This is a genomic window from Psychroserpens sp. SPM9 (assembly GCF_025153525.1).
In the GTDB taxonomy this organism is placed as follows: domain Bacteria; phylum Bacteroidota; class Bacteroidia; order Flavobacteriales; family Flavobacteriaceae; genus Psychroserpens.
This window is the reverse complement of record NZ_JANZNR010000001.1, coordinates 867,608-892,223: the sequence shown is the minus strand read 5'-3', so window position 1 is coordinate 892,223 and position 24,616 is coordinate 867,608. Positions and strand designations below refer to the sequence as shown.

Here is a 24,616-nt window from a genome sequence, read left to right as displayed (position 1 = left end):
GATCCTATACATGAATAATTTCATTATCATGTAATAAGTCGTCGCCACGTAATCTTAAGAAAATTTGAGCAACGGCAATGGTGTCTTTTTCGCAATAGGTGATAATACGGTCAATTTCTTGATCTTTATAATACACGCGGTATACTTCACTGCCATCGATATCATCTTTTGGAGAAGGAATGCCTAATACATTAGTCAGTAATTTTAGAGAGGTGTAGGTTTTATAGTCGCCAAATTTCCAAAGTTCTAAGGTGTCCAGGTGAGGAACTTCCCAAGGTTTTTTTCCGAAGAGATTTAACTTATAAGGTAATTCGATATTGTGAATGATCATACGTCTGGCAATGTAGGGGAAATCAAATTCTTTACCGTTATGTGCGCAAAGCAAATGTTTATTTGAACTGAAATGAGTTAATAACAAGTTTTTAAAGTCCTTCAGAATTGTGACTTCATCACCATAAAACGAAGTAACTCTAAAAGTTCTGATGTCGCCTTCCATTTTAAAATATCCAACCGAAATACAGATGATTTTACCAAACTCTGCCCAAATTCCTGCACGCTCATAAAACGCTTCAGCAGTATATTCGTCACGTCTCTGGTACTGTGATTTATGTTCCCAAAGTTGCTGTTTGGTGGCATCCAATTCAGAATAATATTCGGTTTCAGGAACCGTTTCAATATCTAAAAATAGAATATTTTCTATATGTAATTTCGTAATCATGAGTGAAAAAGATTTTAAGTCATTCTAATGGTTAGAGATTTATATTTAATTGATAGGTGTGCCTAACATCTTGTAAGCTTCTTCAATATACAAAGAAATATCGTTACTAAATGTATGTGTATTGTTATCTGGCGATTTTCGATGTCCTAATCTAACGATAATAACATTGTCATCCGGCTCAACAATAACGTATTGGCCTAGGTGTCCTCGCATCATAAAAAAACTTTTGTCTCCCATGTCTTTAAGCCACCAACCATAGCCATATTCTGGACTTTCAGGAAATCGTGGTGTAACGGATTTTGCCACAAATGCAGAATCTAATAATTGTTGTCCGTTCCATTGTCCATGATCTTTATACAACTTTCCAAATCGGGCAAAATCTTTAGCATTACTAGCGATACAACAAAATGCTTTAGCCAGTCTGTTGTCCTCGTCATCTAACTGCCAAAGTGCATCTTCCGACGATCCTAAAGGTTTCCAGAAGCTTTCAGAAAGATAATTTGAAAGTGTTTTTCCTGTAGCTTTTTCGATGACCATTCCCAGTAATTGGGTGCTGCCACTCAAGTATTCAAATGCAACTCCAGGTGTTTTTACGACTTTTTGATTTAAAATGGTTTCAGCTAAATCATCATCATAATTTGCTCTGGCTGTCACTGAAAACGGACTCGTATAATGCTCTACCCAATCCAATCCAGATGCCATAGACGACAAGTCACCAACAGTAGTTTTTGCATAGCTGTATTCTGGGAAAAAATCACTAAGCGGTTGGTCTAGACTCTCGATATAGCCATCCATAATAGCTTTTCCTAATAAGCCTGAGGTATAACTTTTTGCCATCGAAAATGAATTGGTTTTTGAGGTATCATCAAAACCATCATAATAAGTTTCAAACCAAATACTATCATTTTTAATAATCACATAGGCTATGGTTCCCCAATCTTGATTTGCTTTTTCTAAGGCTGGTGTTACTGTTACCGAATTGTAATTTTTATGATTAGCCCATTCATCTGTAGTGGCTCCTTTGCTAATGGTATCGTTTTCAAAATACGGGTAGTCATCGATAAATGCTGTGTCATGTCCTGTAAAATAGACCACACGGACACCTCTTAAGATATAACCGTAATCAAAAATATATAAGAGTAACACCAATAAGGCGATAATGCCTAATGTCCATTTGAAGAATTTTTTTAAAAATTTCATTAGTATTTCATTGTATTTATGTACGACGTTGTTTTAATTTTTCCTTGTAAAATTGCTTGTCTGCGATATAAATTGTTTTCTTAAAAGTAGCAATATTATTTTGGTTGCTATCCACGAGACTCATCGTTTTAACAAGATCAATTTCATGGTTTAGAGCTACATCTTGTTTTATTTGTTGAATGTCTTCTTCGGAAAACACAAAGACACCAAATATTTTGCTTTTAGCAGGTCGTTTATAGCGTGCTTCCACAGATTTGTCCCAAACAACATAATCATCACCTAAGATTTGTATAAGCTGGATCATGTAAATTGGGTCGGTTGCCGATAACATGCTTCCTCCAAATATAGAACCTACAAAATTCCGGTTTTTCCACTGAGGTTTCATCGTGATGACCACTTTGTGTAAATCGTCGCTAACTTCAATTAATTTAGCTGTGGTTCGCCTATACATTGGCGACCAGTTAAAGCCATATTTAAATAAAGTTGAAGGCTTAACAAAACGTTTTAATACTTGACTTAAGTATCTATACATTAAAATAAAGATTGTTGTTTATAAGGGCTTTCATGTTCTAGCAACCACTGCTTTCTGTGTAATCCTCCAGCATATCCTGTAAGGCTTCCGTCACTACCAATAACACGATGACAAGGCACTATAATCCATAAAGGGTTTTTACCATTAGCATTAGCGACGGCTCTAATCGCCTTGACATCACCTAATCGTTTTGATAATTGCAGATAAGAGACTGTTTTTCCGTAGGGAATCTCCTCCAAAAGGGTCCATATTAATTTTTGAAATTCAGTGCCTTGCGGATTTAATTTTAAATCAAACTTAGTGCGTGAACCTTCAAAATATTCCTGTAGCTGAATAGCACAATCTTCCAATTCATCAGGAATAATATCGGTTTCTTTTTCTTCAGAATTTAATACAGTAACTTGGCAAATACCATCTTCATCACCAATAATTTTGGTAAACCCAAGAGGCGAATTGATGATGCAAGTTTCCATTATTGGTTGTTGTCTTCAGAAGTGTTAGCGTCCAGAATTCCTAATTTTTTAGCTCGTGTCTCCCAGCTTTTTCTAGCCATATATTGAAGATCTGTGACATTATCACTTTCATCCATGATTTCTAATCCGAGTAAAGTTTCAATCACATCTTCCATAGTCACCAAGCCACTTACTGAGCCATATTCATCAACCACAAGTGCCATGTGATTACGCGTTTCTACCAATTGCTCGAATAATTTAGGAATGGCTAAGTTGCGATCTACAACGATAATGTGACGCTTTAATTCTGACAGCTTTTTAGTTCCATTATCTAAAGCCATTTCCTTAAAAATCTCATCTTTTAAAACCAGACCTTTAATATTATCTGGATTATCAGAATAAATAGGAATTCGTGAAAATCGAAGGTTCATATTCTTTTTGAAAAAATCTTCAACAGTTGTGTTTTCATCTTCAGCTTTCATGACTGTTCTTGGAGTCATGATATCTTTAGCAAAGACCTCTTTAAAGGTGAGCAGGTTTTTGATAATTTTACTTTCATTTTCCTGAAATACGCCTTCCTCATGTGCCATATCTGCCATAACTAAAAAACCTTCACGGCTTAACACACTGCCATGACCTTTACCGCCAATTAACTTGGTAGTAAGTTGAAGAATCCAAAGAATTCCGGTCCATTTTAACGGAAAGATTAAAACATTTAAGGCTTTGGTAGTAAAATTAGCTAGTTGTTTCCAGTAGGTGGCGCCGATGGTTTTTGGGATAATTTCCGAAGCCACTAAAATAAGAATCGTCATGATTGTTGACACAACACCAACCATTAAATCTTCTGTGAACTTGACACCAAAAATACTTCTTGAGGTGGTTCCGTAGAGTTCTGCATAAGCCACTTTTGCTTGTACACCAACTAAAATCGCTCCCACAGTATGTGCGATTGTATTTAGAGTCAGAATCGCAATAAGTGGGCGATCAACATCCTTTTTTAATAGCTCTAAGTCTTCGGCATAGGCTTTACCTTCACTTTTCTTTAAATTGAGAAATGTAGGCGTTACACTTAGAAGAACAGCTTCTAGAATGGAACATAAAAAGGAAAAGAAAATGGAAATAATGGCGTAAAATATGAGTAATCCCATGGATTTTTTTGAATTTTATAACTACGAATTTACGATAATAATTTTACAACATCCTTAGCAAAATAACTTGCAATCACATCTGCACCAGCACGTTTAATAGCCGTAATCTGTTCGAGCATCACGGCGTCATGGTTTAACCAGCCTTTTTCGGCGGCTGCTTTAAGCATGGCATACTCTCCAGAAACCTGATAAACAGCCACAGGAACATCGACTTCATTTTTTATTTCGCGAACAATATCTAAATAGCATAAACCTGGTTTTACCATCACAATATCAGCACCTTCATCGATATCCATTTCAGTTTCTTTTAAAGCCTCAAAGCGGTTAGCAAAATCCATTTGATAGGTTTTTTTATCCTTCGGAATATCTTTCACATCTGCAGGCGCAGAATCTAAAGCATCACGAAACGGACCATAAAATGCTGAGGCATATTTTGCCGAATAGCTCATAATTCCAGTATCGGTAAATCCATCGTCTTCTAAGGCTTCCCGAATGGCTAAAATACGACCATCCATCATATCGCTTGGTGCGACAAAATCGGCACCAGCCTGAGCATGAGATAGGCTCATTTCTACTAAGACATCGACGGTATCGTCGTTGACTATAATACCGTTTTGAATAATGCCATCGTGACCATAAGATGAATAAGGATCAAGTGCGACATCGGTCATGACCAGCATTTGCGGACACACATTTTTTACGGTTTTTATGGCGCGTTGCATGAGTCCGTCAGGATTTAGAGCTTCAGTACCTTTATTGTCTTTTAATTGGTCTGGTACTTTTACGAAGAGCAATACCGATTTTAAACCTAATGCCCATAACTCTTTGACTTCGTGTTCTAATAAATCAAGGCTAAATCGATAATAGTTTGGCATCGATGGAATTTCTTGCTTAACGCCTTTTCCTTCAACGACAAAAAGTGGCACAAGAAAATCATTAGGTGTAATAATCGTCTCACGAACTAAGCTTCTAATCGCTTCATTGGTTCTTAATCTTCGGTTTCGTCTAAGTGGAAACATAGTAGTATATTTTTTAGTGTCTTAAACCCAATCAATAGGGTTTTGTAATACGTTTATTAATTTTTCTTCGTCGCTGCCTTTTTCTGGATGATGGTCATAAACCCATTGTACATGAGGCGGTAAACTCATCAAAATACTTTCAATACGGCCGTTGGTTTTTAATCCGAAAAGCGTGCCTTTATCATGAACGAGATTAAACTCTACATAACGACCACGTCTAATTTCTTGCCAATCCCGTTGCGCTTTGGTGTAGTCTAAATCTTTTCTTTTTTCTACAATGGGTACATAGGCTTCTAAAAAACTGTTACCAACTTCGGTGACAAAGTCGTACCAGTTTTGCATGCTCATCGCATCGGTTTGTTTGCAATAGTCGAAAAACAAACCACCAACACCACGACCTTCATTTCTGTGGGCATTGTAAAAATAATCGTCGCAACGCGCTTTATAATTATGATAAAATTCTGGGTGGTGTTTATCGCAAGCAGTCTTACAGGTTTGATGAAAATGTTTAGCATCGTCTTCAAACAGATAATAAGGCGTTAAATCTTGTCCGCCACCAAACCATTGATCTACAATATTACCCGCTTGATCATACATTTCAAAATAGCGCCAGTTGGCGTGAACAGTTGGTACCATTGGGTTTTTAGGATGTAGAACAAGACTTAGTCCGCAGGCAAAAAAATCGGCATCCTTAACACCAAAATAAGCTTGCATAGACTCAGGAAGTTTTCCATGAACCCCAGAAATATTAACTCCGCCTTTTTCAAAAACATTACCATTTTCTATGACACGAGTTCTTCCGCCACCACCTTCGGGGCGTTTCCAGAGATCTTCTTGAAATGTCGCTTTACCATCAATGGCTTCCAGCTTTGAAGTGATGGTATCTTGTAAGTCGTGTATGTAGTTGAAAAATTTATCTTTCATTTTTGTATAGTTCATATAGTTCCATATCCAAGGGCTGTTCGCCTGGAGGTGTATATTCGTTTTTTAAAGTGTTTTGCCATTTGAAAGCATTCTTTTTAGCAACTTTAACACTTGGGATATTGTCTTTGTGTACAATAATTTGAAGCCTGTTTAAACCTATGGTTTCAAAGGCATATTGCGATAAAGCCTCTATTGATTTTGATGTTAAGCCTTGCCCTTCAAACGGATACCCAATGCAATAGGCAAATTCTCCTTGCTTGTTGTCTAAATCGATTTCTTTGATGTATATGAGTCCGGCAAGCTCACGTGTTTCCGATTTTTTTAGCGTGAACAAAAACTCTGATTTAGTCTCAAAGGCTTTGACTTTTTTTTCAACAAAAAATTGAGAGAGTGTCGGATTTAAATTTTGTTCTAAGGTTTTTGGGAAATAGCGTTTTAAACGGTCTTCATTGACTACCATAAAATCACAAAGTTTCCAGGCATCACCACTGTGAATAGGGTTGATTTCAAAACCGTCGAACTGTATCATTCTACACCAAGGTTTTATGACCACCTAACAGTTGGTCGTCTTTGAGCAGGTTTACCGTTTTTAATGAGGCTGCAGTAACACTCATTGGTAATACTAAAATTACGCCTATAACCGGAATTAATAAAAAAAGCATAAATACGATGCCATTTCCTATGGCAATCCCTCTGTGTTTTCTCACAAACTGAATACTTTCTCTATATTTAAAATGACGTTCTAGTGTATAATCCATATTCCCAAAACCAGCATAGTACGCCTGAACTAAAAACAATAAAACTGTGGAAAAAATATTGATTACAGGAATAAATTTTAAGAGTAAAATAGGGAATGTGATGAGTAGTTCTTTGCCTAAATTTCGCATATTAATTCTAATCCCTCTCCAGAGTTGCTCTTTAAACGAGGTGTTTCTGTGATGGTGTTTTTCTATACCAGTAAGATGGGCTTCTATTTTTTCGGATACCGGACTCATAAATGGCGCAGACAATGCCATAATGATGTGTTTGTAGAGAATCAAACCAATAGCAATAATGATGATGCCTCCAATCACACTTGTAATGGATGTGAAAGTTTCTTTTCCCCAATCCCAGATCCATATTTTGGCTAAAAATCGACCTAGGTTATCTGATAAACCATAGGCAGATAAACCAATGATAGTTGCAGTGATGATACTAATGATGATAGGAATAAAAAAGTATTTCCAAAGCTTTAATTTTGAAATTAATGCCAAAGCTCCTGAATACGCCTGGATGCCTTTTAGAATGTTTTTTATCATAACACTTTAATTAGGTCTGTTTTTTAATAAGGACTAAAGTAATCATTGTATCTCAATTTTGCGTTAGCGATGGAGCCTTTGTTGGAGCTCATCTTTGATAGCGACTGGTGAGAGCGCGACCTTTAGGTAACGCCCAGCAACTTATACCTTATATTCTTTTACAGCATCAATAAATGCCTTGGCGTGATCTAACGGAATATTAGGTAAAATACCATGACCTAAATTTACAATATATCTGTCTTTACCAAAATCATTAATCATTTGGTGGACCATTTTTTTAATGTCTGAAGGCGGAGAAAATAAACGTGTCGGGTCAAAATTACCTTGTAAAGTAATGTTTCCGCCAGTTAAATAACGTGCGTTCTTAGCAGAGCAGGTCCAGTCGATACCCAAAGCAGAAGCACCAGATTTTGCCATGGTATCTAATGCAAACCAGCAGCCTTTTCCGAAGGCAATCACAGGCGCATCGGCTTTTAACGCATCAATAATTTGTTGAATGTATTGCCATGAAAACTCCTGATAATCGACTGGCGATAACATGCCTCCCCAAGAATCGAACACCTGAACGGCATTACATCCTGCTTTTACTTTCTCTTTTAAGTAAGCAATGGTAGTATCAGTGATTTTTTGCAATAATTGATGTGCCGCCACAGGGTTTGTAAAGCAAAACTCTTTAGCTTTATCAAAATTTTTAGAGCCTTGACCTTGCACGCAGTAACATAAAATCGTCCACGGCGAACCTGCAAATCCGATTAACGGAATCTCGTCGTTTAATTTTTCTTTAGTGGCTTTAATGGCTTGATACACATAGTTTAAAGCTTCTTTAACATCGGGAACTATAACATTGTCGACGTCCTTTTGAGAGCGAACCGGATTTGGTAAATAAGGTCCAAAATTAGGTTTCATCTGGACTTCAATATTCATGGCTTGCGGAATGACCAAAATATCGCTAAATAAAATAGCAGCATCCATCCCATAACGACGAATTGGTTGTACGGTAATTTCACTGGCAAGTTCAGGTGTTTGGCAACGCGTGAAAAAATCATACTTTGCTTTGATTTCCATAAATTCTGGAAGGTAACGACCAGCTTGACGCATCATCCAAACTGGTGGACGCTCTACGGTTTCTCCTTTTAGTGCTCTTAAAAATAAATCGTTTTTAATCATTGTTTTTTATTCCTTTAAAATTCTGGAATCGGATTAATTATTAGGTGATGCTGAATCAAGATCAGCATGACGCTTCGTTATTCAAAATACTGGTTCACCAAAGCTATGACACTTTCTACGGTTGGAACTTTAGCAACTCTTACATCTTTAAAATGCCTGCGGGCTTCTTTTGCAGTAGTTTCTCCTATGCAAAATGCAGTAATATCATCATTTTCATTTTCCTGTTTGTAGCTTTGAACTGTTGACGGACTATAAAACATAACCCCTTTTACAGTGTCTTTAATTTTAACAGCATCATATTTAGTCTCATAAGCTGTTACTTCATTGACTTCAATTTGATTGTCTTTTAAAATTTTAGGTAAGGCCTCTAAACGTATATCACTACAGAAATAGGTGACTTGAGTCCCTTCGATATAGTCTACTAAATATTCGGCTAAGGCTTTAGCGTTGTTTTCGGTATGTTTTACAGGACCTATTTTACGTTCTACGAGTCGCTTAGTTCGTCGGCCTACGCAATAGATGTTTTCAAACTGTAATTCTTGAGGCGCAAAGTTGGTTAGCAAGGCTTCAACAGCATTTTTACTGCTAATAATCACATTCTTTGGCATTGGTCGTAAGACTTTATGCGTCATACGATTGAGGCTGATTTTTATAAAATCGGAACTATCAGAAACCACAGCATCATGAAACAGTTGTTTTTGATCATCGGTTAAAGTTTTAGTAGAAAAGATAGTAACGGCTTGAGATGATTTTTTTAAATCGTCCATTAAGCGCTTTCCACCACGTTCGATAATATAATCGGCACAAAACTGGGCGAGTTCGTCGTGTTTACCTAAAGCGACAGTACGTTGGACTTCTATTTTTTTACTTCCATCAAGGCTTAATAAAATGCCTTGAAAATGCACTTCTTCATCTTTTACGAAGGCTAAAGCACCAATGGGTGCTGAGCATCCGCCTTCTAAACGATTTAGAAATTCACGCTCTATAGATGTTGCAATTTGAGTATCTTCATGATTAATTTCAGCACAAATAGCTCGCGTTTCTTCATCAGTTTCGAGTGCTGTAATCATAATAGCGCCTTGCGCAGGTGCAGGAATCATCCATTCTAAATTAAAGCTCTCTTCAGGCTTCATATTGAGACGACCTAAACCCGCTGCAGCGAAAATGGCACCATTCCAGTCGTTGTCTTCTAATTTTTGCAAGCGTGAATTTACATTACCACGCAAGCCAACGATAGTATGTGTTGGATAACGATTTAACCATTGTGCTCTACGACGTAAACTTCCGGTTGCAATTACCGCATCTCGTTGCGATAAGAACTCTTCGTTGTTTTTAAATACTAAACAATCTCTAACATTTCCACGTTTTAAAACGGCCGCCTGAACAATGCCTTTTGGCAATAAAGTTGGGACATCTTTTAGCGAATGTACAGCAATATCAATCTCGCCATTAAGCATTGCGATATCTAGTGTTTTGGTAAATACGCCAGTAATTCCGAGTTCGTAAATAGGTTTGTCGAGTACAATATCTCCTGTAGATTTAACAGGGACGAGTTGTGTTTTATGACCTAAATGTTCGAGTTGTGATTGTACGGTTTTGGCTTGCCATAGTGCTAATTCACTATCGCGAGTTCCGATTCTGATGGTTTTAGACATTATCTGTAGTTGCTTCTAATTGAAACACTTTTTTTATGAGTTCAAGGCTGTCATCTGTAGAAATGGTATCATCTTTTAAATGATGCGCAAAATGGTTGGTGATTTTTTGAATGATATTATTGCTAATCAATTCGGCTTGCGCTTCATTGAAATCACTCATTTTTTTGCGTTGTGTATCTAATTCGGCCGTAGCAAAATCTGCTAATTTATGTTTTAATGCTTTTATGGTTGGTGCAAATTTTCGGGTTGCTAACCAAGCGTTGAAATCGGTTTTAATCTCTTCTATAATGGCTTCTGCAACAGGAATATGAGCTTTTCTGCGTTCTAAAGTTTCGTCGGTAATTTGCGATAAGTCATCTAAATGCACAAGAGTCACATGCTCTAAATCGGTGACATTTTCATGGACATTTTTTGGAATAGACAAGTCTAAAATTAGAAGCGGTTTAGTACTTTGAATACAATGTTTGTCGACCGTTGGATTTTGAGCGCCTGTGGCAACAATTAAAATATCTGAAGTATTAATTTCCTCTTGAAGATGCGCGTAATCTTTAACGAGAAGATTAAACTTTCCTGCGATAGCTTCGGCTTTATTTTTTGTTCTATTGATTAGAGTGATGTGTTCATTTTTGGTGTGTTTAACCAAGTTTTCACAAGTATTTCTTCCAATTTTACCAGTTCCGAAGAGTAGAATATTTTTTTCTGAAACCTTTTCAATCGTATTTAAAATGTACTGCACTGATGCAAATGAAACTGATGTTGCACCTGATGAAATTTCAGTTTCAGTTTTGATGCGTTTTGATGCCTGAATAACGGCATTAATTAAGCGTTCAAAAAACGGATTGAATAAGTTGTGTTTTTTAGACAGTTTTGCACTGACTTTCAACTGACTTATAATTTCAAAGTCTCCAAGAATTTGACTGTCTAATCCTGAGCCTACACGAAACATATGAGCAATAGCCTCTTTGTTTTTGTAGACATAGGCAACTTGTTGAAATTCGTCAACAGTACCTTTGGTGTTGTTGCAAAGTAATTGAATGAGTTGAAAAGGATGCTCGGCAAATCCGTAGATTTCAGTTCTGTTACACGTTGAAGTCACCACAATGCTCTCAATACCATTTTGCTTAGCTTGTTCTAATACTGCAAGTTTAGAGGCGTCGTCTAAACTAAAGTGACCACGTATTTTGGCATCGGCTTTTTTATAGCTGAGGCCTATGGCATAAAATGTTGTTCCTTTTGATCTGCTGTAGTGCTCCATACCTGATTTGGAAAATTACGAGAACAAAAATACTAAGGTACGTGGATAAAAAACAACGCTAGAAGAACTTTAAGTATCGTTTCTGGTTTTTTAGGCTTATTTCTTATTATAATATGATAAATGTCATACTTTTGCAGTGAAATCAAGACTTTAAAACGTTTCAGTTTAGAATGAATCTAAATAACATGAAAAATAATACGCCTCTTTCAGATGCAAAAAATATCGCTAGAAGTTCGTTTGATGAAACCAAATTAGACGAAGGGTTTTTTGTGCTCACCTATCAAAACGAATCGCATGCTGTTCAAACTCTTGAACGTGAGATTGATAGTCGGTTTATTCAGTTTCACTTTTGTATTAAAGGCTCGAGTGAATTCATTTTTAATAAAGGTAATTATCGTTTAAAAATTGAAGCCGAAAATTCGTTGTTATTATATAATCCGCAACGCGATTTACCAATTCATTTAGAAGTGCCTCCCTATTCGTGGTTGGTTACGGTATTGGTTTCTATTAAAAAGTTTCATGGTTTGTTCTCACAAGAAGCCGATTATATCACTTTTTTAAGTGATGAGAATAAGGACAAAAAATATTATAAAGACGGAAAGATTTCACCGTCGATGGCAATTGCACTGAATCAATTGATTAACTACAATCTCAATTCGTCTATTAAAACCCTATATTTTAAAGGAAAAGCGCTTGAGTTGCTAAGTTTATATTTTAACAGGAGTGAAGATGCCGATATAGAGCAATGTCCGTTTTTAGTCGACGAAACCAATGTGATAAAAATTAGAAAAGCCAAAGATATTATCATTTCCAGAATGGCCGAGCCTCCTACTTTACAAGAGCTTTCAGATGAGATTGGATTGAGTTTAAAAAAACTCAAAGAAGGTTTTAAGCAAATCTATGGTGACTCTGTGTTTAGCTTCCTGTTTGATTATAAAATGGAAGTCGCTAGAAAACTTCTGGAAGCTGGGAATCACAATGTCAATGAAGTGGGCCTAAAAGTAGGTTATAGCACCTCGAGTCATTTTATTTCGGCATTCAAAAAGAAATACGGAACGACACCAAAAAAGTATTTGATGTCGTTGAGTTAAAAGTCAAATTCGTCATAACTTCTATTATTAGACACGCGTTTTCTGTTTTTGTGTTTTATAAGTATGAGTTGATTTTCAATAACTTCCTCTTCGGTAGTTGTATCACTAAGATAAACCCCTAAAGTGTTTTTAGTCATGTAATACGGTTCGGTTTTGTAATGGCCAGAATCAGAAGTTTCAAAGGCAATAAAATTGAGATATGATCTTTCTCTGATGCCATCCTTTTTGGTTTTTTTGAAAATAAATAAGGTCAACGGTTGTTGTTTGTCGGTTTCGATTTGACGTTTATCAAACAAGACAATCGAGTCTTTTGTACTCGTGAACTTTTTTGATACTACTTTAGATTTAGCAAAGGTTTCTAAGTCGATGATTTTAATAATAGCATCGGTTACTAATTTTTGTTTTTCTAATTTTTCGACAAGTAAAGATTGCGCTTTTTCATTGTAAAGTGTTTCTTTTTTTAAGGCTTCGGAAATGGGTTCATTGTTCTTTTTGAGAAGGACAAATAATGTGGTTAATGCATTTTCATTTTTGCTTTCAATTAACCTGTCATAAAATGCGATTACGTCGCTTTCTTTTCGGTAAGGAAATAACAATTTGGTATAATGTTCTAATACGATATGACTCGAATTAGAAAAGTTAGTTTTGCTTAAGCTGCGCTTGATTTCAATTTTTGCGTCATTAATGATTTGTTTTTTTGAAGACTTATAAATTTTTGGTTTTACTAAATTGCTGTCCAATAGTTTGGTTAGTAAGCTGTAAATGGGCTTTTTGTACTCTTCAATGCTTGTGTACTGAAGCAAATCTGGATATAATTGTTTGATTGTTTTTAAAGAATCTGACTTGGTTTTATAATAATTGAATTGTGAATAGCGATTGCTTAAAGGCACATCTATTTGCATTAAATCTAACACCAATTCGGTTGATTTTTTACTGCTTCGCTGAAGTAAGGCGTTGAGTATGGTATTCTGAATTTTTGGCGCTGTATACGAATCGGTATAGAGCTGTTTGATAAAGTTGTAGGTGGCTTCGCTATTATCTACTTGTATTAATTTACCAACTAAATAGGTTTTAATTTTTTCTCTATCCTCAGTGAAGGTGTTAGTTTTTAGTGCCTGTATTAAAGCGTTTGCATGACTTTTGTTAAAATTCAATTCGGTATAACCATCAATTATAATACTATCATTAGCTTTTAAAGCGTTAAAGAATTGAGGTGTCTTGTCTTTAAAAATATCTTCACCAAGTAACGAGTCCATAGGTGTGAACGAATTAAAAAATTCTGAAATAAATTGAGAAGGTTCACCAACGTCATCAGTTAAGGCCGATAACTTGTAAACCACTCCTTGTTTTTGAATGTACTTTACGAGTATTTTTTTACGACTCAGCGAGTCTTTTAAAGAATAGGTGTAAATGTTGTTGCCTTGATCTTTAAACTGTTTTTCATCAAAAACTTTTAAAGGCTTTTGCTTTTTGATTCGGTTAAAGATTTTATGGTCGTTTTTTAAATCGCTCCATAAACTATCGATATGTTCAGACATGTATAAATCGTGAAACTTGGTCCGTTTTACATAGATACGTTCATTAGATTTTGATGTATATACTGTTGTTTTATTAACTTCATCATAAGGCTTTTTGTTTCGCGAATAGTAACCTCGATACGATAAAGGCGCTTTAGTGGTTGAGTTTACAGTAAACAATAACGAGGTGTCAGTCACGGTTTCAAAACGCTCGTAACTTGCAGTTTTAACCGAAAAAGAATTAAAATACGACTGGGCCTTTTCATGATCTAATCCAACATAGCCCAACAGGTAATAACTACCATCTTTTACAATCGATTTAAGCCATATTTTTTTGTGTGTAATTGTATCTAATTCTGCGGAAGATTCATAACTACTAAAAGCTTTTGAGTTAAGCTTGCCATCAAAGGCTTCAATCTTTAATTCTTTATAAAAATTTGAATGAATAAAGGCCGCTTCAAAATCATCTTCTTCAATATAGCTTACATCGTGATTTGGTGCTTCTTGAAAAAAGTAATAATCAGAACCAATCACACCTTGAACCGTTTTCTTTCCAGGTTTTGAAAGGTTGTCGGTAATGTAATATTCAGGAAATTCAAAGGTGTATTTTTTTAACGGATCGGTAAATGTAGTATAGTCTTCTGTTTCAGATTTAAACCTTATAGAATCAAAAATTTCGCTTTCATAGTTTAGTACAAAATCTTGTTTCCCGCCAAATTTCACGATAATAATTTCTAATGGTGTTTTGTAAATATGATACTTTTGATAGTCCCCTTTTTTAGTTTTATTTAAAACACTTATTCCAGGATAGGGCGCGTTAATCTCTTTCTTTTCGATAATATCACCTGGAATATCTTCATACAGTAAATCTTTAATGTAATCGAGGGTCACTTTATCTTTTTCACTAGGTAAGAAGTCGAAGGTGTTAAGCCTGTTAATGGTTAGGTAAGCTCCGTTGGTCATATCGGGAGCCACATAATACTTAAGATTATTAAAGGTAAATTCTCGTAATTCGTCAAAACTTTTAATGGCTAGAAATCCATCTGGTGTCGTATGTACCTTTAATTTAGGTTGGGTAAATAAGTTTTCGAGTTTTTCTTTTTCAGATTGCGCAAATTCAGTTTGTTTGGACGTTAACGGTTTTACCGTATAACCACGATCTCGAAGCATTTGAATCATGCCTTTTTCGCCTGCAAGATGTGCAGCGCCAACACCTGCAAATATGGATGTTTTAGGCATCACCGAGTCCATAACCACAACCATATTTTCATTGCGTTTAAACAGCATGTGTTCTCTGTAAAAATTGGTGTTTGTTGCTGCTCCAATAGAATCTAATAATGCAATATTTCGTTTTCTGTAAACGTCCTCCTGAATTAAATAACCGTTTTCATTTTTGAGCATTTTTGCAAACCAAGGATCCATTTTCTTTTTATTCGGATTGTAACGTGCCTTTGTTGTTAAAAATCGAGATTCACTAATATCTTCAAGACCTATAATGGGTTTTCCGTTTTTCTTTCCTGCCTGAAAAATAAACATGTCCAGATAGGTTTCTTCTTCGAAATTATCAGAACGTTCATTTTTACGATAGAGATATCCGTTGATGATATTATTATCAAAGCGAATGATATTTCTTACCGACAATTCTTTAACTGGTTCCAGTTTAAAGAGTCGAGAATAAAAGTTGTCTCTGTACGAATAACTAAGATTGTTATACTGTAAATCTAAATCCTCATAAGAATGTTCTAACCATTTTGTTGGGTCCGATTCTAGGGCAACAACTTCGCTTTTATCGAGCGCTTTAAAAAACACGTCATCTAGTCTAAAAGCGACTTTCCTACTTACATGCATGGTGCCGTAGAGATATGAATTTTTAGTTAACCCGTTTCCAGAAATCTCCCAAAGCAAACTGTTGTCTTGAGCGAAACCAAAGGTTGAACATAATACGATTACTGTAGCAACTATTATTTTTTTCATAAGTGGTCAATTAGTTAAGCTAAATATAAAAGATAGTTAAGCGGTCGCCAAACCGAAAATGAGTAAAGTACCCTTTTCAATTAGTGAACGTATAAAATCGAACTCTATTATGAAATACTATCGTATTTTTGCAACATAATTATTGCTAGAAGAAAACACATGAAAGGAGTTTTACTCGTCAATTTAGGGTCGCCAGATAGTCCAGAGCCTAAAGATGTAAAGAAATATTTAGGAGAGTTTTTAATGGATGAACGCGTTATCGATGTGCCGCTGTGGGCTAGAACATTACTCGTAAAAGGCATTATTTTAAACACACGACCAAAAGCTTCGGCAGCAGCCTATAAAAAAATATGGTGGGACGAAGGTTCGCCATTAATTGTATTGTCTGAAAGATTACAAGATAAGATTCAAAAACAAGTCGATTTGCCTGTAGCATTGGCTATGCGCTACGGAAGTATGACTATTAAAAAAGGGCTTCAGGAATTGGTCGATAAAGGCGTTGATGAGGTGTTTTTAATGCCGTTGTATCCACAGTTTGCAATGGCTACTACTGAAACAATTTTAGTCCTAGCTGAAGCAATTCGAAAAGCCCATTTTCCGCAGTTAAAAATTCAGGATTTAAAAGCGTTTTACAACAATACCAATTATATTGAAGTACTTTCAAATTCTATCGCTCGACATTTAGAAGGGAAAGATTACGAGCACTTATTATTCTCATATCATGGTGTTCCTGAGCGTCATATTAGAAAAAGTGATATCACTAAATCACATTGCAAAATTGATGGAAGTTGTTGTGCCACACCATCACCAGCTCACGAATCTTGTTACAGACACCAATGTTTGGAAGTCACACGTCTTGTTGGTGAAAAACTCAATTTAAAAGAAGGCACCTTTTCAACGTCCTTTCAATCACGTTTAGGATTTGACCCATGGTTACAACCTTATACCGACCGAACCATTGAACGTTTGGGTAAAGAAGGACTTAAAAAAATGGCGATAGTCACGCCAGCATTTGTTAGCGACTGCTTAGAAACACTTGAAGAAATTGCTATGGAAGGGGAAGAAATTTTCCATGAAATGGGCGGACAAGATTTTACAACGGTTCCATGCTTAAATGACGATAAAGCATTTGTAGATTTACTATCAAAGTGGATTAACGAATGGGCAACTTCTACAAGCATTGAATCATAATGGCAAAAACCTCCTCTAAAGATTTAGGAACGCAACCCATAGGGCAACTTTTAATTAAGCAGGCGGTTCCAGCTTCTATCGGGATTTTAGTCATGTCTCTTAATATTTTGGTCGACACCATTTTCGTGGGGCAGTGGATTGGTGCTACAGCTATAGCTGCCATTAATGTGGTGCTTCCTGTGTCCTTTTTTATTGCCGCTCTAGGAATGGCAATTGGTGTTGGAGGTTCATCTATTATTTCTCGAGCTTTAGGTGCAGACAACAAACCAAAAGCTTTAAAAACATTTGGGAATCAAATCACGCTAACGTTTTTGTTTACGATTTCATTTGCGGTTTTCGGACTCTATTTTGTGGATACACTTATTCCTGCTTTTGGAGGAAAAGGTAGCATCTTTGATCCAGCAAAAATCTATTATGAAATCATTCTTTATGGTGTGCCTGTTTTAGGATTCGTCATGATGGGCAATAATGTGATTCGTGCCGAAGGAAACCCAAAATTTGCAATGTACGCCATGTTGATTCCATCCATTGGAAATTTACTATTCGATTATATCTTTATCAACCTGTTAGACATGGGAATGGCAGGAGCAGCATGGGCAACCACAGGCTCTTATATTGTGTCGTTTCTGTTTATTCTATGGTACTTTTTGTCGAAAAACTCCGAATTAAAAATCAACCTATCGCATTTTAAATTAGATAAAACTATAGTTTCCGAAATAGGATCTTTAGGCTTCGTAACACTAGCAAGACAAGCTGTGGTGAGTGTCACCTTCTTACTCGTTAATAATGCCTTATTCAATTTTGGTGGTGAAACCTCCGTAACGGCTTATGCCATTGTTGGTAGAATGATGATGTTTGCATTATTTCCCGTATTTGGTATTACCCAAGGTTTTATTCCAATTGCAGGTTATAATTATGGTGCCGAACAATTTGATCGTGTTAAAGAAGTTATTTATACGGCTATAAAATACGCTACACTTTTAGGAACGATTGTATTTATTGGCTTGATGGTTTTTCCAGAAGTGATCACCAAATGGTTTACTACCGATTTGAATGTTATTGATGTCACGCCAAACAATATGCGATGGGCTTTTGCTGCAGTTCCTATTGTCGCTTTACAACTTATTGGAGCGGCCTATTTTCAGGCGGTTGGTAAAGCATTGCCTGCTTTACTTTTAACCTTGACAAGACAGGCGATTTTCTTTATTCCGCTCATGTATGTCATGCCTATATTTTTTGGAGAATTGGGCATCTGGATGTCGTTTCCAATTTCAGATGTACTGTCAACACTCGTCACGGCTTTCTTCTTACGTCGCGAAGTGAAGTTAAAATTAAATAAGTCTGTAGCATAGTATTTTTTTATGCTTATTTTTAAGCTATCATTAAAACCATCCAGACAATGCGACTAATTACCTTATTCTTGTGTGTGTTTCTCTTCGGAAATGTAACACAACTCGACGCCCAATCTTTTAATGAATCACAATATGATGCTTTAGAGTATCGCCTTCTCGGCCCTTTTCGTGGTGGACGAAGTGCTGCTGTAACGGGAGTTCCTAATAAACCGAATCTGTATTATTTTGGTGCTACAGGTGGTGGTATCTGGAAAACACAAGATGGCGGACGCAGCTGGGATAATATTTCTGATGGATTTTTCGGCGGAAGTATTGGTGCCATTACAGTTTCAAAAAGCGATCCTAATGTGATGTATGTTGGCGGCGGAGAAAAAACAGTTCGTGGTAATGTGTCTTCGGGTTATGGCATTTGGAAAAGTGTCGATGCCGGAAAAACATGGACGTCTTCAGGATTGAAAAATTCACGTCATGTACCAAGAATTGCGGTCGATCCAACAAACCACAATATCGTTTATGCTGCTGTTTTGGGAAATATTTATAAGCCTACTGCAGACAGAGGTGTGTACAAAAGTATTGATGGCGGAAAAACATGGAAGAAAACGCTTTTTGCTAATGAACAGGCTGGTGTTGTCGATTTATTGATTGACCCAACAAACCCAAGAATTTTATATGCTTCAACCTGGCGTGTGCAACGTACACCCTATAGTTTAAGCTCAGGAGGTGAAGGTTCTGCACTGTGGAAAAGTACAGATAAAGGTGAAACCTGGACCGAAATTTCAACCAAAAAAGGCTTTCCCGAAGGAACACTCGGAATTATTGGTGTAACGGTTTCTCCAGTGAATAACCAACGCGTTTGGGCAATCGTTGAACACAAAGACAAAGGGGGTTTATACCGAAGTGATGATGGTGGCGAAACTTGGAATCAGGTTAATAGTGAACGAAAATTACGTCAGCGTGCCTGGTATTATACACGGGTTTATGCCGATACTAAAGATGTTGATGTGGTGTATGTTTTAAATGTACGTTATCATAAAAGTACCGATGGCGGAAAGTCATTTGAAACTTACAATGCGCCTCATGGCGATCATCATGATTTATGGATTGCACCAGAAGATCCCAACCGAATGATTATTGGAGACGATGGTGGCGCCCAAGTGACTTATGATGGTGGTGAAACCTGGAGTACTTACCACAATCAGCCTACATCTCAGTTTTATCGTGTGACTACAGATAACCATTTTCCTTATCGTATTTATGCGGCACAGCAGGATAATTCAACAGTTAGGATTCCGCATAGAACGGATGGACGTTCAATTACCGAAGACGATTGGGAAAGCACTGCTGGTGGAGAATCGGCTCATATTGCTGTAGATCCCGAAGATAATGATATTGTGTATGGCGGAAGTTATGACGGATTTTTAACACGAGTGAATCATAAACGCGGAACGGTTAGAGCAATCAATGTTTGGCCAGATAACCCAATGGGTCATGGTGCTGAAGGCATGAAATATCGTTTTCAATGGAATTTTCCTATTATCTTTTCAAAACACAATCCAGACCGTTTGTATACCTTTTCACAGCATGTGCATGTGACCGAAAATGAAGGGCAATCCTGGGAGATTGTGAGTCCGGATTTAACCAGAAACGCTCCTGAAAAATTAAAATCATCAGGAGGACCAATTACTCAGGATAATACATCTGTGGAGTATTACTGTACCATTTTTGCAGCTCAGGAATCTCCAATTACTGAAGGATTACTTTGGGTTGGAAGTGACGACGGATTAGTTCATGTTACCAGAGATGGCGGAAAAAACTGGGAGAATGTAACACCTAAAGGAATGCCAGAATGGATGATGATTAATAGTATCGAACCAAGTGCTTTTGATGCAGGAACCTGCTATGTGGCTGGGACTAAATATAAAACTGGAGATTTTGCGCCTTATTTATATAAAACAACCGATTATGGTAAAACCTGGAAGAAAATTACCGACGGCATCAATCCCGAGCATTTTACCAGAGTACTTCGCGAAGACCCCAAAAAGAAAGGTTTATTATACGCAGGAACCGAAACAGGAATGTATATCTCATTTAATGATGGTAAAAACTGGAAGCCGTTTCAGTTAAATCTTCCTATTGTTCCTATTACAGATTTAGCTCTAAAAGACAATAATTTAATCGTAGCGACTCAAGGGCGAAGCCTTTGGATTATAGATGATTTAACCGTTTTACATCAGTTATACGGTTCTAATTCTGAAGTGTCTCAACTTTTTAAACCTAAAGACACCTATCGCATGGATGGCGGTTATAGAAAAGGTAGTAAAACCGCAGGAACCAATCATCCTAACGGTGTGATGACCTATTTTAATTTAAAAAGCTATGATGCTGAAACCGATGAGGTATCACTAACTTATTTTGATACGAAAGGTGATACGATTAAGACCTATTCATCAAAAAATAAAAAGAAAGATAAGTTAGAGGTGAAGAAAGGTATGAATCAGTTTGTTTGGAATATGACTTATGATGGTGCCGAAAAACTCGACGGCATGATTCTCTGGTGGGCAAGTTTGAGTGGTCCTAAGGCTATTCCGGGAACTTATAAGGTAGATTTAAATGTGAATGGGGAAGCAACATCACAATCATTTAATATCATAGCCGACCCAAGAGCAGAAAGTACACAAGCCGATATGCAAAAGCAGTTTGATTTTATTAAAGATGTGAATACAACTATGGATAAGGCTCACAAATCCATAAAGAAAATTAGAGCGATCAAAAAACAACTCACGGCTTTTGAAACCCAATATAAAGGCAATGACAATTTAAAACAGTTGTTAGAAGATGCAAAAAACCTCAAAGAGGACTTTACTAAAATAGAAGAAGCTTTGTATCAAACTAAAAATAGAAGTGGTCAAGACCCATTGAATTTCCCAATTAGATTAACCAATAAGTTAGGACATTTAAATTCATTAGTTAGTATGGGAGATTTTCCGCCAACAGAACAGGATATCGCTGTTAAAGATGAATTGACGGCTAAAATTAATGAACAGTTAGATGTATTTAATAGCATGATTACAGACCGAATTAGTCAGTTTAATACAGATTTTAATGCTAAAAACTTAAACTATTTATTTGTAGAAGATTAATGGAATATTACAATTATATAAAAGCACTACATCTTATTTTTATCATCACATGGTTTGCGGGTTTATTTTATATTCCTAGGCTATTTGTGTATCAAATTGAAGCGTTTCATAAACCATCTCCCGAAAAAGAAATTCTAGGAAAGCAACTCAAATTAATGGCGAAACGTTTATGGAATATCATCACTTGGCCTTCGGCAATATTAGCTACTTTTTTTGCAGTTTGGCTATTAATTCTAAATCCTGTGTTGTTAAAGATGCCCTGGATGCATGTGAAATTAACCTTCGTTGTGCTCCTGATTATTTACCATTTAAAAACACATCAGTTTTACAAGCAATTACAACAGGATGATGTGAGGAAAACTTCAAATTTCATGCGTCTGTGGAATGAAGGTGCCACCTTTATATTGTTTGCAGTCATTTTCTTAGTCCTACTCAAAAGTGCTATTAATTGGGTGTTTGGTGTCATCGGAATTTTAGTCTTAGGTCTACTATTAATGTTAGGCTTTAAAATTTATAAAAACATCAGAAGTAAAAACCCTGATGCTTAAATATGCTTCAATCTCTTAAATCATATAGAATGATAGTATTTTAAATTTAGAATTAGTGCCAAGTACTTTTGGTTTAATTATTGTTACATTTAGTGCACTACAGATTTTGATATGAGATTAAATAAATTGTCTTTACGAGTTCGCATTTTTTTTGCTATGATTTTATTGGTATTGATTGCCTCAATACTTATTGCAGGTGTTACAATCTACCAATACAACGAAGAAGCGATAGATTATCACAAAGAGCGGTTAGAACGAAAGGAGCGTGCCATAATTAGTGATATTAATTATGTGATTAGAGAGACGACCTATCCTGTTGAAACCGAAAAAATCCCATTAATTTTTAAAGATGAAATTTATCGTATTGATGTTATTCATGGGTTAAGGGTCATCTTGTACGATTTAGATGGCACACTTTTAAAGTCGTCAAAGGCAAGTATTACTAAAGATACTGTTGTAGACTGTATTGACGTTGATATTTTAAATTCAATTTCAAATGGTGCAGATCATCGGTTTGTTGTAAAAAACGAAAAAAACGGAGAGACCTTTCAATCGTCTTACACCTATATTTATGATAGTAAATCGAAGCCTTTAGCAATACTAAATCTCCCGTATTTAGAAAATGATGATTTTTTAAACAAAGAACTCAATGAGTTTTTAGAGCGCTTGGGTTATGCCTATTTATTCATGATGTTGATTGCTATAATTTTAGCATTTTTATTGTCAAAATACATCACGCGAACCCTAAAAACGATTTCCGATAAAATCAATGAAACACGTCTTGAGAAACGCAATAAGAGAATAGATATATCAACGTCGAGTGAAGAAATTTCTACCTTAGTCAATTCGTACAATAGTATGATTGATGAACTTGAAGAAAGCGCTGTTAAATTAGCTAGAAGCGAGCGCGAACAGGCCTGGAGAGAAATGGCGAAACAGGTTGCTCACGAAATTAAAAACCCGCTCACACCAATGCGTTTAAGTGTGCAAAGTTTTCAGCGTAAGTTTGATCCTGAAGATCCGAAGATTCATCAAAAAGTAGATGAATATAGCAAGACACTCATTCAGCAAATTGATACGATGAGTTCTATAGCTTCAGCATTTTCAAATTTCGCAAAAATGCCAGCCCAGCAAAATGAAACACTTAATGTTGCTCATATTGTAAAACTGGGCTTAGATATTTTTAGTGAAGATTATATAGTTTTTTCTTCGGAAGCAGATGAAATTATGGCAAATTTTGATCGAACCCAATTAATTCGTGTTGTGACAAATTTGGTTAAAAACGGAATTCAGGCAATTCCAGAAGCTAAAGAAAACCCTCGAATTGAAGTTAGAGTAACTTCAGAAAATGATTTGGTAAATATCACTGTAGAAGATAATGGCGTTGGGATTTCTGAAGAAAATAAAAGCAAAATTTTTGAACCTAAATTCACCACCAAAAGCAGTGGTATGGGATTAGGTTTGGCAATGGTTAAAAATATAGTAGAAACATACCAAGGAAATATTACCTTTACATCTCAACCTGGTGAAGGCACCATTTTTAAGGTTACATTTCCGAAGAAATAATACAATACATTATGAGTTACCAAAACATTTTAAGCCGTACAAATAACGGTATTACTACAATAACAGTTAATAGACCAACAAAACTCAACGCTTTAAATAGAGCCACTATACAAGAATTGCATGAGGCACTTAAAGCGGCAAATAAGCATAAAGAGACTAAAGTGATTATCATCACCGGAAGTGGAGAAAAAGCTTTTGTTGCAGGAGCCGATATTAGTGAATTTGCTGATTTTGATGTTGAAAACGGACAAAAATTAGCAGCCAAAGGACAAGAATTATTATTTGATTATATCGAAAATTTATCAACACCAGTTATCGCAGCTGTCAACGGTTTTGCGCTTGGTGGTGGTTTAGAACTAGCCATGTCTTGCCATTTTAGAATTGCCAGTATCAATGCAAAAATGGGACTTCCCGAAGTGTCATTAGGTGTGATTCCAGGATATGGTGGTACGCAGCGTTTACCGCAATTAGTTGGAAAAGGTCGTGCTATGGAAATGGTCATGACAGCCGGAATGATTGATGCTAATCAGGCTCTGGAGTACGGATTGGTAAATCACGTGACCGCAGAAGGTGAGCTTCTGGCTTTAGCCGAAAAAATTGCAGGTAAAATTATGCGTAATTCTACTGTTGCCATAAAATCAGCTATAAAATCAATCAATGCGAATTATAAAGATGGTGTTAATGGTTATAAAACTGAAGTCAAGCAATTTGGTAAATGTTTTGGAACCGAAGATTTTAAAGAAGGCACTACTGCATTTTTAGAAAAACGCAAAGCGAATTTCCCAGGAAAATAAAACTCAGGATTTTTTAAAAAGAATTGAAACCCATACATTTTGCATTGTATTATTTTGTAATTTTACAAAAAAATA

The 24,616-nt window shown here is 36.2% G+C and carries 20 protein-coding genes; 7 read left to right on the top strand and 13 right to left on the bottom strand.

What is annotated here, in order from left to right; all coding sequences use genetic code 11:
- Positions 1-4: 4 nt before the first annotated feature.
- From N4270_RS03935 to hemA, 12 genes are all read right to left on the bottom strand, one after another.
- Positions 5-718 carry a 3'-5' exonuclease gene (locus tag N4270_RS03935; RefSeq protein WP_260095539.1) on the bottom strand — a complete coding sequence of 238 codons (714 nt, stop codon included), beginning with the start codon at positions 716-718 and terminating at the stop codon, positions 5-7.
- 45 nt (positions 719-763) lie between these two features.
- On the bottom strand, positions 764-1,918 hold the full coding sequence (locus tag N4270_RS03930; RefSeq protein ID WP_260095538.1) for a serine hydrolase: 1,155 nt from the start codon (positions 1,916-1,918) through the stop codon (positions 764-766).
- 16 nt (positions 1,919-1,934) lie between these two features.
- The gene (locus N4270_RS03925; RefSeq protein ID WP_260095537.1) at positions 1,935-2,450 is read right to left on the bottom strand and encodes a DUF4442 domain-containing protein; all 516 of its coding nucleotides are present in this window, start codon (positions 2,448-2,450) and stop codon (positions 1,935-1,937) included.
- On the bottom strand, positions 2,450-2,923 hold the full coding sequence (locus N4270_RS03920) for a methylated-DNA--[protein]-cysteine S-methyltransferase (RefSeq protein ID WP_260095536.1): 474 nt from the start codon (positions 2,921-2,923) through the stop codon (positions 2,450-2,452). The genes N4270_RS03925 and N4270_RS03920 overlap by 1 nt, the downstream gene beginning before the upstream one ends.
- Positions 2,923-4,050: a CNNM domain-containing protein gene (locus tag N4270_RS03915; protein WP_260095535.1), complete on the bottom strand. Its 1,128-nt coding sequence runs from the start codon at positions 4,048-4,050 to the stop codon at positions 2,923-2,925. The genes N4270_RS03920 and N4270_RS03915 overlap by 1 nt, the downstream gene beginning before the upstream one ends.
- A gap of 29 nt (positions 4,051-4,079) precedes the next feature.
- The gene (hemB, locus tag N4270_RS03910; protein WP_260095534.1) at positions 4,080-5,069 is read right to left on the bottom strand and encodes a porphobilinogen synthase; all 990 of its coding nucleotides are present in this window, start codon (positions 5,067-5,069) and stop codon (positions 4,080-4,082) included.
- A 21-nt stretch (positions 5,070-5,090) separates the two neighbouring features.
- On the bottom strand, positions 5,091-5,993 hold the full coding sequence (gene hemF / locus N4270_RS03905) for an oxygen-dependent coproporphyrinogen oxidase (protein ID WP_260095533.1): 903 nt from the start codon (positions 5,991-5,993) through the stop codon (positions 5,091-5,093).
- On the bottom strand, positions 5,983-6,522 hold the full coding sequence (locus N4270_RS03900; RefSeq protein ID WP_260095532.1) for a GNAT family N-acetyltransferase: 540 nt from the start codon (positions 6,520-6,522) through the stop codon (positions 5,983-5,985). Before N4270_RS03900 ends, hemF begins: the two co-directional genes overlap by 11 nt.
- 1 nt (position 6,523) lies before the next feature.
- Positions 6,524-7,291, bottom strand: a complete 768-nt coding sequence (locus N4270_RS03895; RefSeq protein WP_260095531.1) for an EI24 domain-containing protein — start codon at positions 7,289-7,291, stop codon at positions 6,524-6,526.
- A 141-nt stretch (positions 7,292-7,432) separates the two neighbouring features.
- Positions 7,433-8,458 carry a uroporphyrinogen decarboxylase gene (gene hemE, locus N4270_RS03890; RefSeq protein ID WP_260095530.1) on the bottom strand — a complete coding sequence of 342 codons (1,026 nt, stop codon included), beginning with the start codon at positions 8,456-8,458 and terminating at the stop codon, positions 7,433-7,435.
- Positions 8,459-8,535: 77 nt separating this feature from the next.
- On the bottom strand, positions 8,536-10,113 hold the full coding sequence (gene hemC / locus N4270_RS03885; protein WP_260095529.1) for a hydroxymethylbilane synthase: 1,578 nt from the start codon (positions 10,111-10,113) through the stop codon (positions 8,536-8,538).
- Positions 10,106-11,368, bottom strand: coding sequence for a glutamyl-tRNA reductase (hemA, locus tag N4270_RS03880; protein WP_260095528.1), 1,263 nt, complete (start codon positions 11,366-11,368; stop codon positions 10,106-10,108). Before hemA ends, hemC begins: the two co-directional genes overlap by 8 nt.
- Positions 11,369-11,553: 185 nt before the next feature.
- Here hemA and N4270_RS03875 point away from each other — a divergent pair, with 185 nt between their 5' ends.
- Positions 11,554-12,459 carry a helix-turn-helix transcriptional regulator gene (locus tag N4270_RS03875; protein WP_260095526.1) on the top strand — a complete coding sequence of 302 codons (906 nt, stop codon included), beginning with the start codon at positions 11,554-11,556 and terminating at the stop codon, positions 12,457-12,459.
- Here the strand turns inward: N4270_RS03875 and N4270_RS03870 are convergent.
- Positions 12,456-15,950, bottom strand: a complete 3,495-nt coding sequence (locus tag N4270_RS03870; protein ID WP_260095525.1) for a TraB/GumN family protein — start codon at positions 15,948-15,950, stop codon at positions 12,456-12,458. The two genes, N4270_RS03875 and N4270_RS03870, sit on opposite strands and share 4 nt — an antisense overlap.
- 159 nt (positions 15,951-16,109) lie before the next feature.
- Between N4270_RS03870 and hemH the strand changes: the two genes are divergently transcribed.
- The 6 genes from hemH to N4270_RS03840 all read left to right on the top strand — a co-directional run bounded on the left by hemH (position 16,110) and on the right by N4270_RS03840 (position 24,541).
- Entirely contained in the window at positions 16,110-17,141 is a 1,032-nt protein-coding gene (gene hemH, locus N4270_RS03865) for a ferrochelatase (RefSeq protein WP_260095523.1), read from the top strand.
- The gene (locus N4270_RS03860; RefSeq protein WP_260095521.1) at positions 17,141-18,493 is read left to right on the top strand and encodes an MATE family efflux transporter; all 1,353 of its coding nucleotides are present in this window, start codon (positions 17,141-17,143) and stop codon (positions 18,491-18,493) included. The genes hemH and N4270_RS03860 overlap by 1 nt, the downstream gene beginning before the upstream one ends.
- 47 nt (positions 18,494-18,540) lie before the next feature.
- A complete protein-coding gene (locus N4270_RS03855; RefSeq protein WP_260095520.1) occupies positions 18,541-21,633 on the top strand; it encodes a glycosyl hydrolase in 3,093 nt (1,030 codons plus the stop codon).
- Complete coding sequence (locus tag N4270_RS03850; protein WP_260095519.1) at positions 21,633-22,181, top strand: CopD family protein; 549 nt, start codon at positions 21,633-21,635, stop codon at positions 22,179-22,181. Before N4270_RS03855 ends, N4270_RS03850 begins: the two co-directional genes overlap by 1 nt.
- Positions 22,182-22,292: 111 nt before the next feature.
- Positions 22,293-23,747, top strand: coding sequence for an ATP-binding protein (locus tag N4270_RS03845; RefSeq protein ID WP_260095518.1), 1,455 nt, complete (start codon positions 22,293-22,295; stop codon positions 23,745-23,747).
- Positions 23,748-23,758: 11 nt separating this feature from the next.
- Complete coding sequence (locus tag N4270_RS03840) at positions 23,759-24,541, top strand: enoyl-CoA hydratase/isomerase family protein (protein WP_260095516.1); 783 nt, start codon at positions 23,759-23,761, stop codon at positions 24,539-24,541.
- Positions 24,542-24,616: the final 75 nt, after the last annotated feature.

Bases quoted from the DNA above. Each gene is read 5' to 3' on its own strand.
- N4270_RS03935 (WP_260095539.1), bottom strand. From the start codon at position 718: ATGATTACGAAATTACATATAGAAAATATTCTATTTTTAGATATTGAA.
- N4270_RS03930 (WP_260095538.1), bottom strand. From the start codon at position 1,918: ATGAAATTTTTAAAAAAATTCTTCAAATGGACATTAGGCATTATCGCC.
- N4270_RS03925 (WP_260095537.1), bottom strand. From the start codon at position 2,450: ATGTATAGATACTTAAGTCAAGTATTAAAACGTTTTGTTAAGCCTTCA.
- N4270_RS03920 (WP_260095536.1), bottom strand. From the start codon at position 2,923: ATGGAAACTTGCATCATCAATTCGCCTCTTGGGTTTACCAAAATTATT.
- N4270_RS03915 (WP_260095535.1), bottom strand. From the start codon at position 4,050: ATGGGATTACTCATATTTTACGCCATTATTTCCATTTTCTTTTCCTTT.
- hemB (WP_260095534.1), bottom strand. From the start codon at position 5,069: ATGTTTCCACTTAGACGAAACCGAAGATTAAGAACCAATGAAGCGATT.
- hemF (WP_260095533.1), bottom strand. From the start codon at position 5,993: ATGAAAGATAAATTTTTCAACTACATACACGACTTACAAGATACCATC.
- N4270_RS03900 (WP_260095532.1), bottom strand. From the start codon at position 6,522: ATGATACAGTTCGACGGTTTTGAAATCAACCCTATTCACAGTGGTGAT.
- N4270_RS03895 (WP_260095531.1), bottom strand. From the start codon at position 7,291: ATGATAAAAAACATTCTAAAAGGCATCCAGGCGTATTCAGGAGCTTTG.
- hemE (WP_260095530.1), bottom strand. From the start codon at position 8,458: ATGATTAAAAACGATTTATTTTTAAGAGCACTAAAAGGAGAAACCGTA.
- hemC (WP_260095529.1), bottom strand. From the start codon at position 10,113: ATGTCTAAAACCATCAGAATCGGAACTCGCGATAGTGAATTAGCACTA.
- hemA (WP_260095528.1), bottom strand. From the start codon at position 11,368: ATGGAGCACTACAGCAGATCAAAAGGAACAACATTTTATGCCATAGGC.
- N4270_RS03875 (WP_260095526.1), top strand. From the start codon at position 11,554: ATGAAAAATAATACGCCTCTTTCAGATGCAAAAAATATCGCTAGAAGT.
- N4270_RS03870 (WP_260095525.1), bottom strand. From the start codon at position 15,950: ATGAAAAAAATAATAGTTGCTACAGTAATCGTATTATGTTCAACCTTT.
- hemH (WP_260095523.1), top strand. From the start codon at position 16,110: ATGAAAGGAGTTTTACTCGTCAATTTAGGGTCGCCAGATAGTCCAGAG.
- N4270_RS03860 (WP_260095521.1), top strand. From the start codon at position 17,141: ATGGCAAAAACCTCCTCTAAAGATTTAGGAACGCAACCCATAGGGCAA.
- N4270_RS03855 (WP_260095520.1), top strand. From the start codon at position 18,541: ATGCGACTAATTACCTTATTCTTGTGTGTGTTTCTCTTCGGAAATGTA.
- N4270_RS03850 (WP_260095519.1), top strand. From the start codon at position 21,633: ATGGAATATTACAATTATATAAAAGCACTACATCTTATTTTTATCATC.
- N4270_RS03845 (WP_260095518.1), top strand. From the start codon at position 22,293: ATGAGATTAAATAAATTGTCTTTACGAGTTCGCATTTTTTTTGCTATG.
- N4270_RS03840 (WP_260095516.1), top strand. From the start codon at position 23,759: ATGAGTTACCAAAACATTTTAAGCCGTACAAATAACGGTATTACTACA.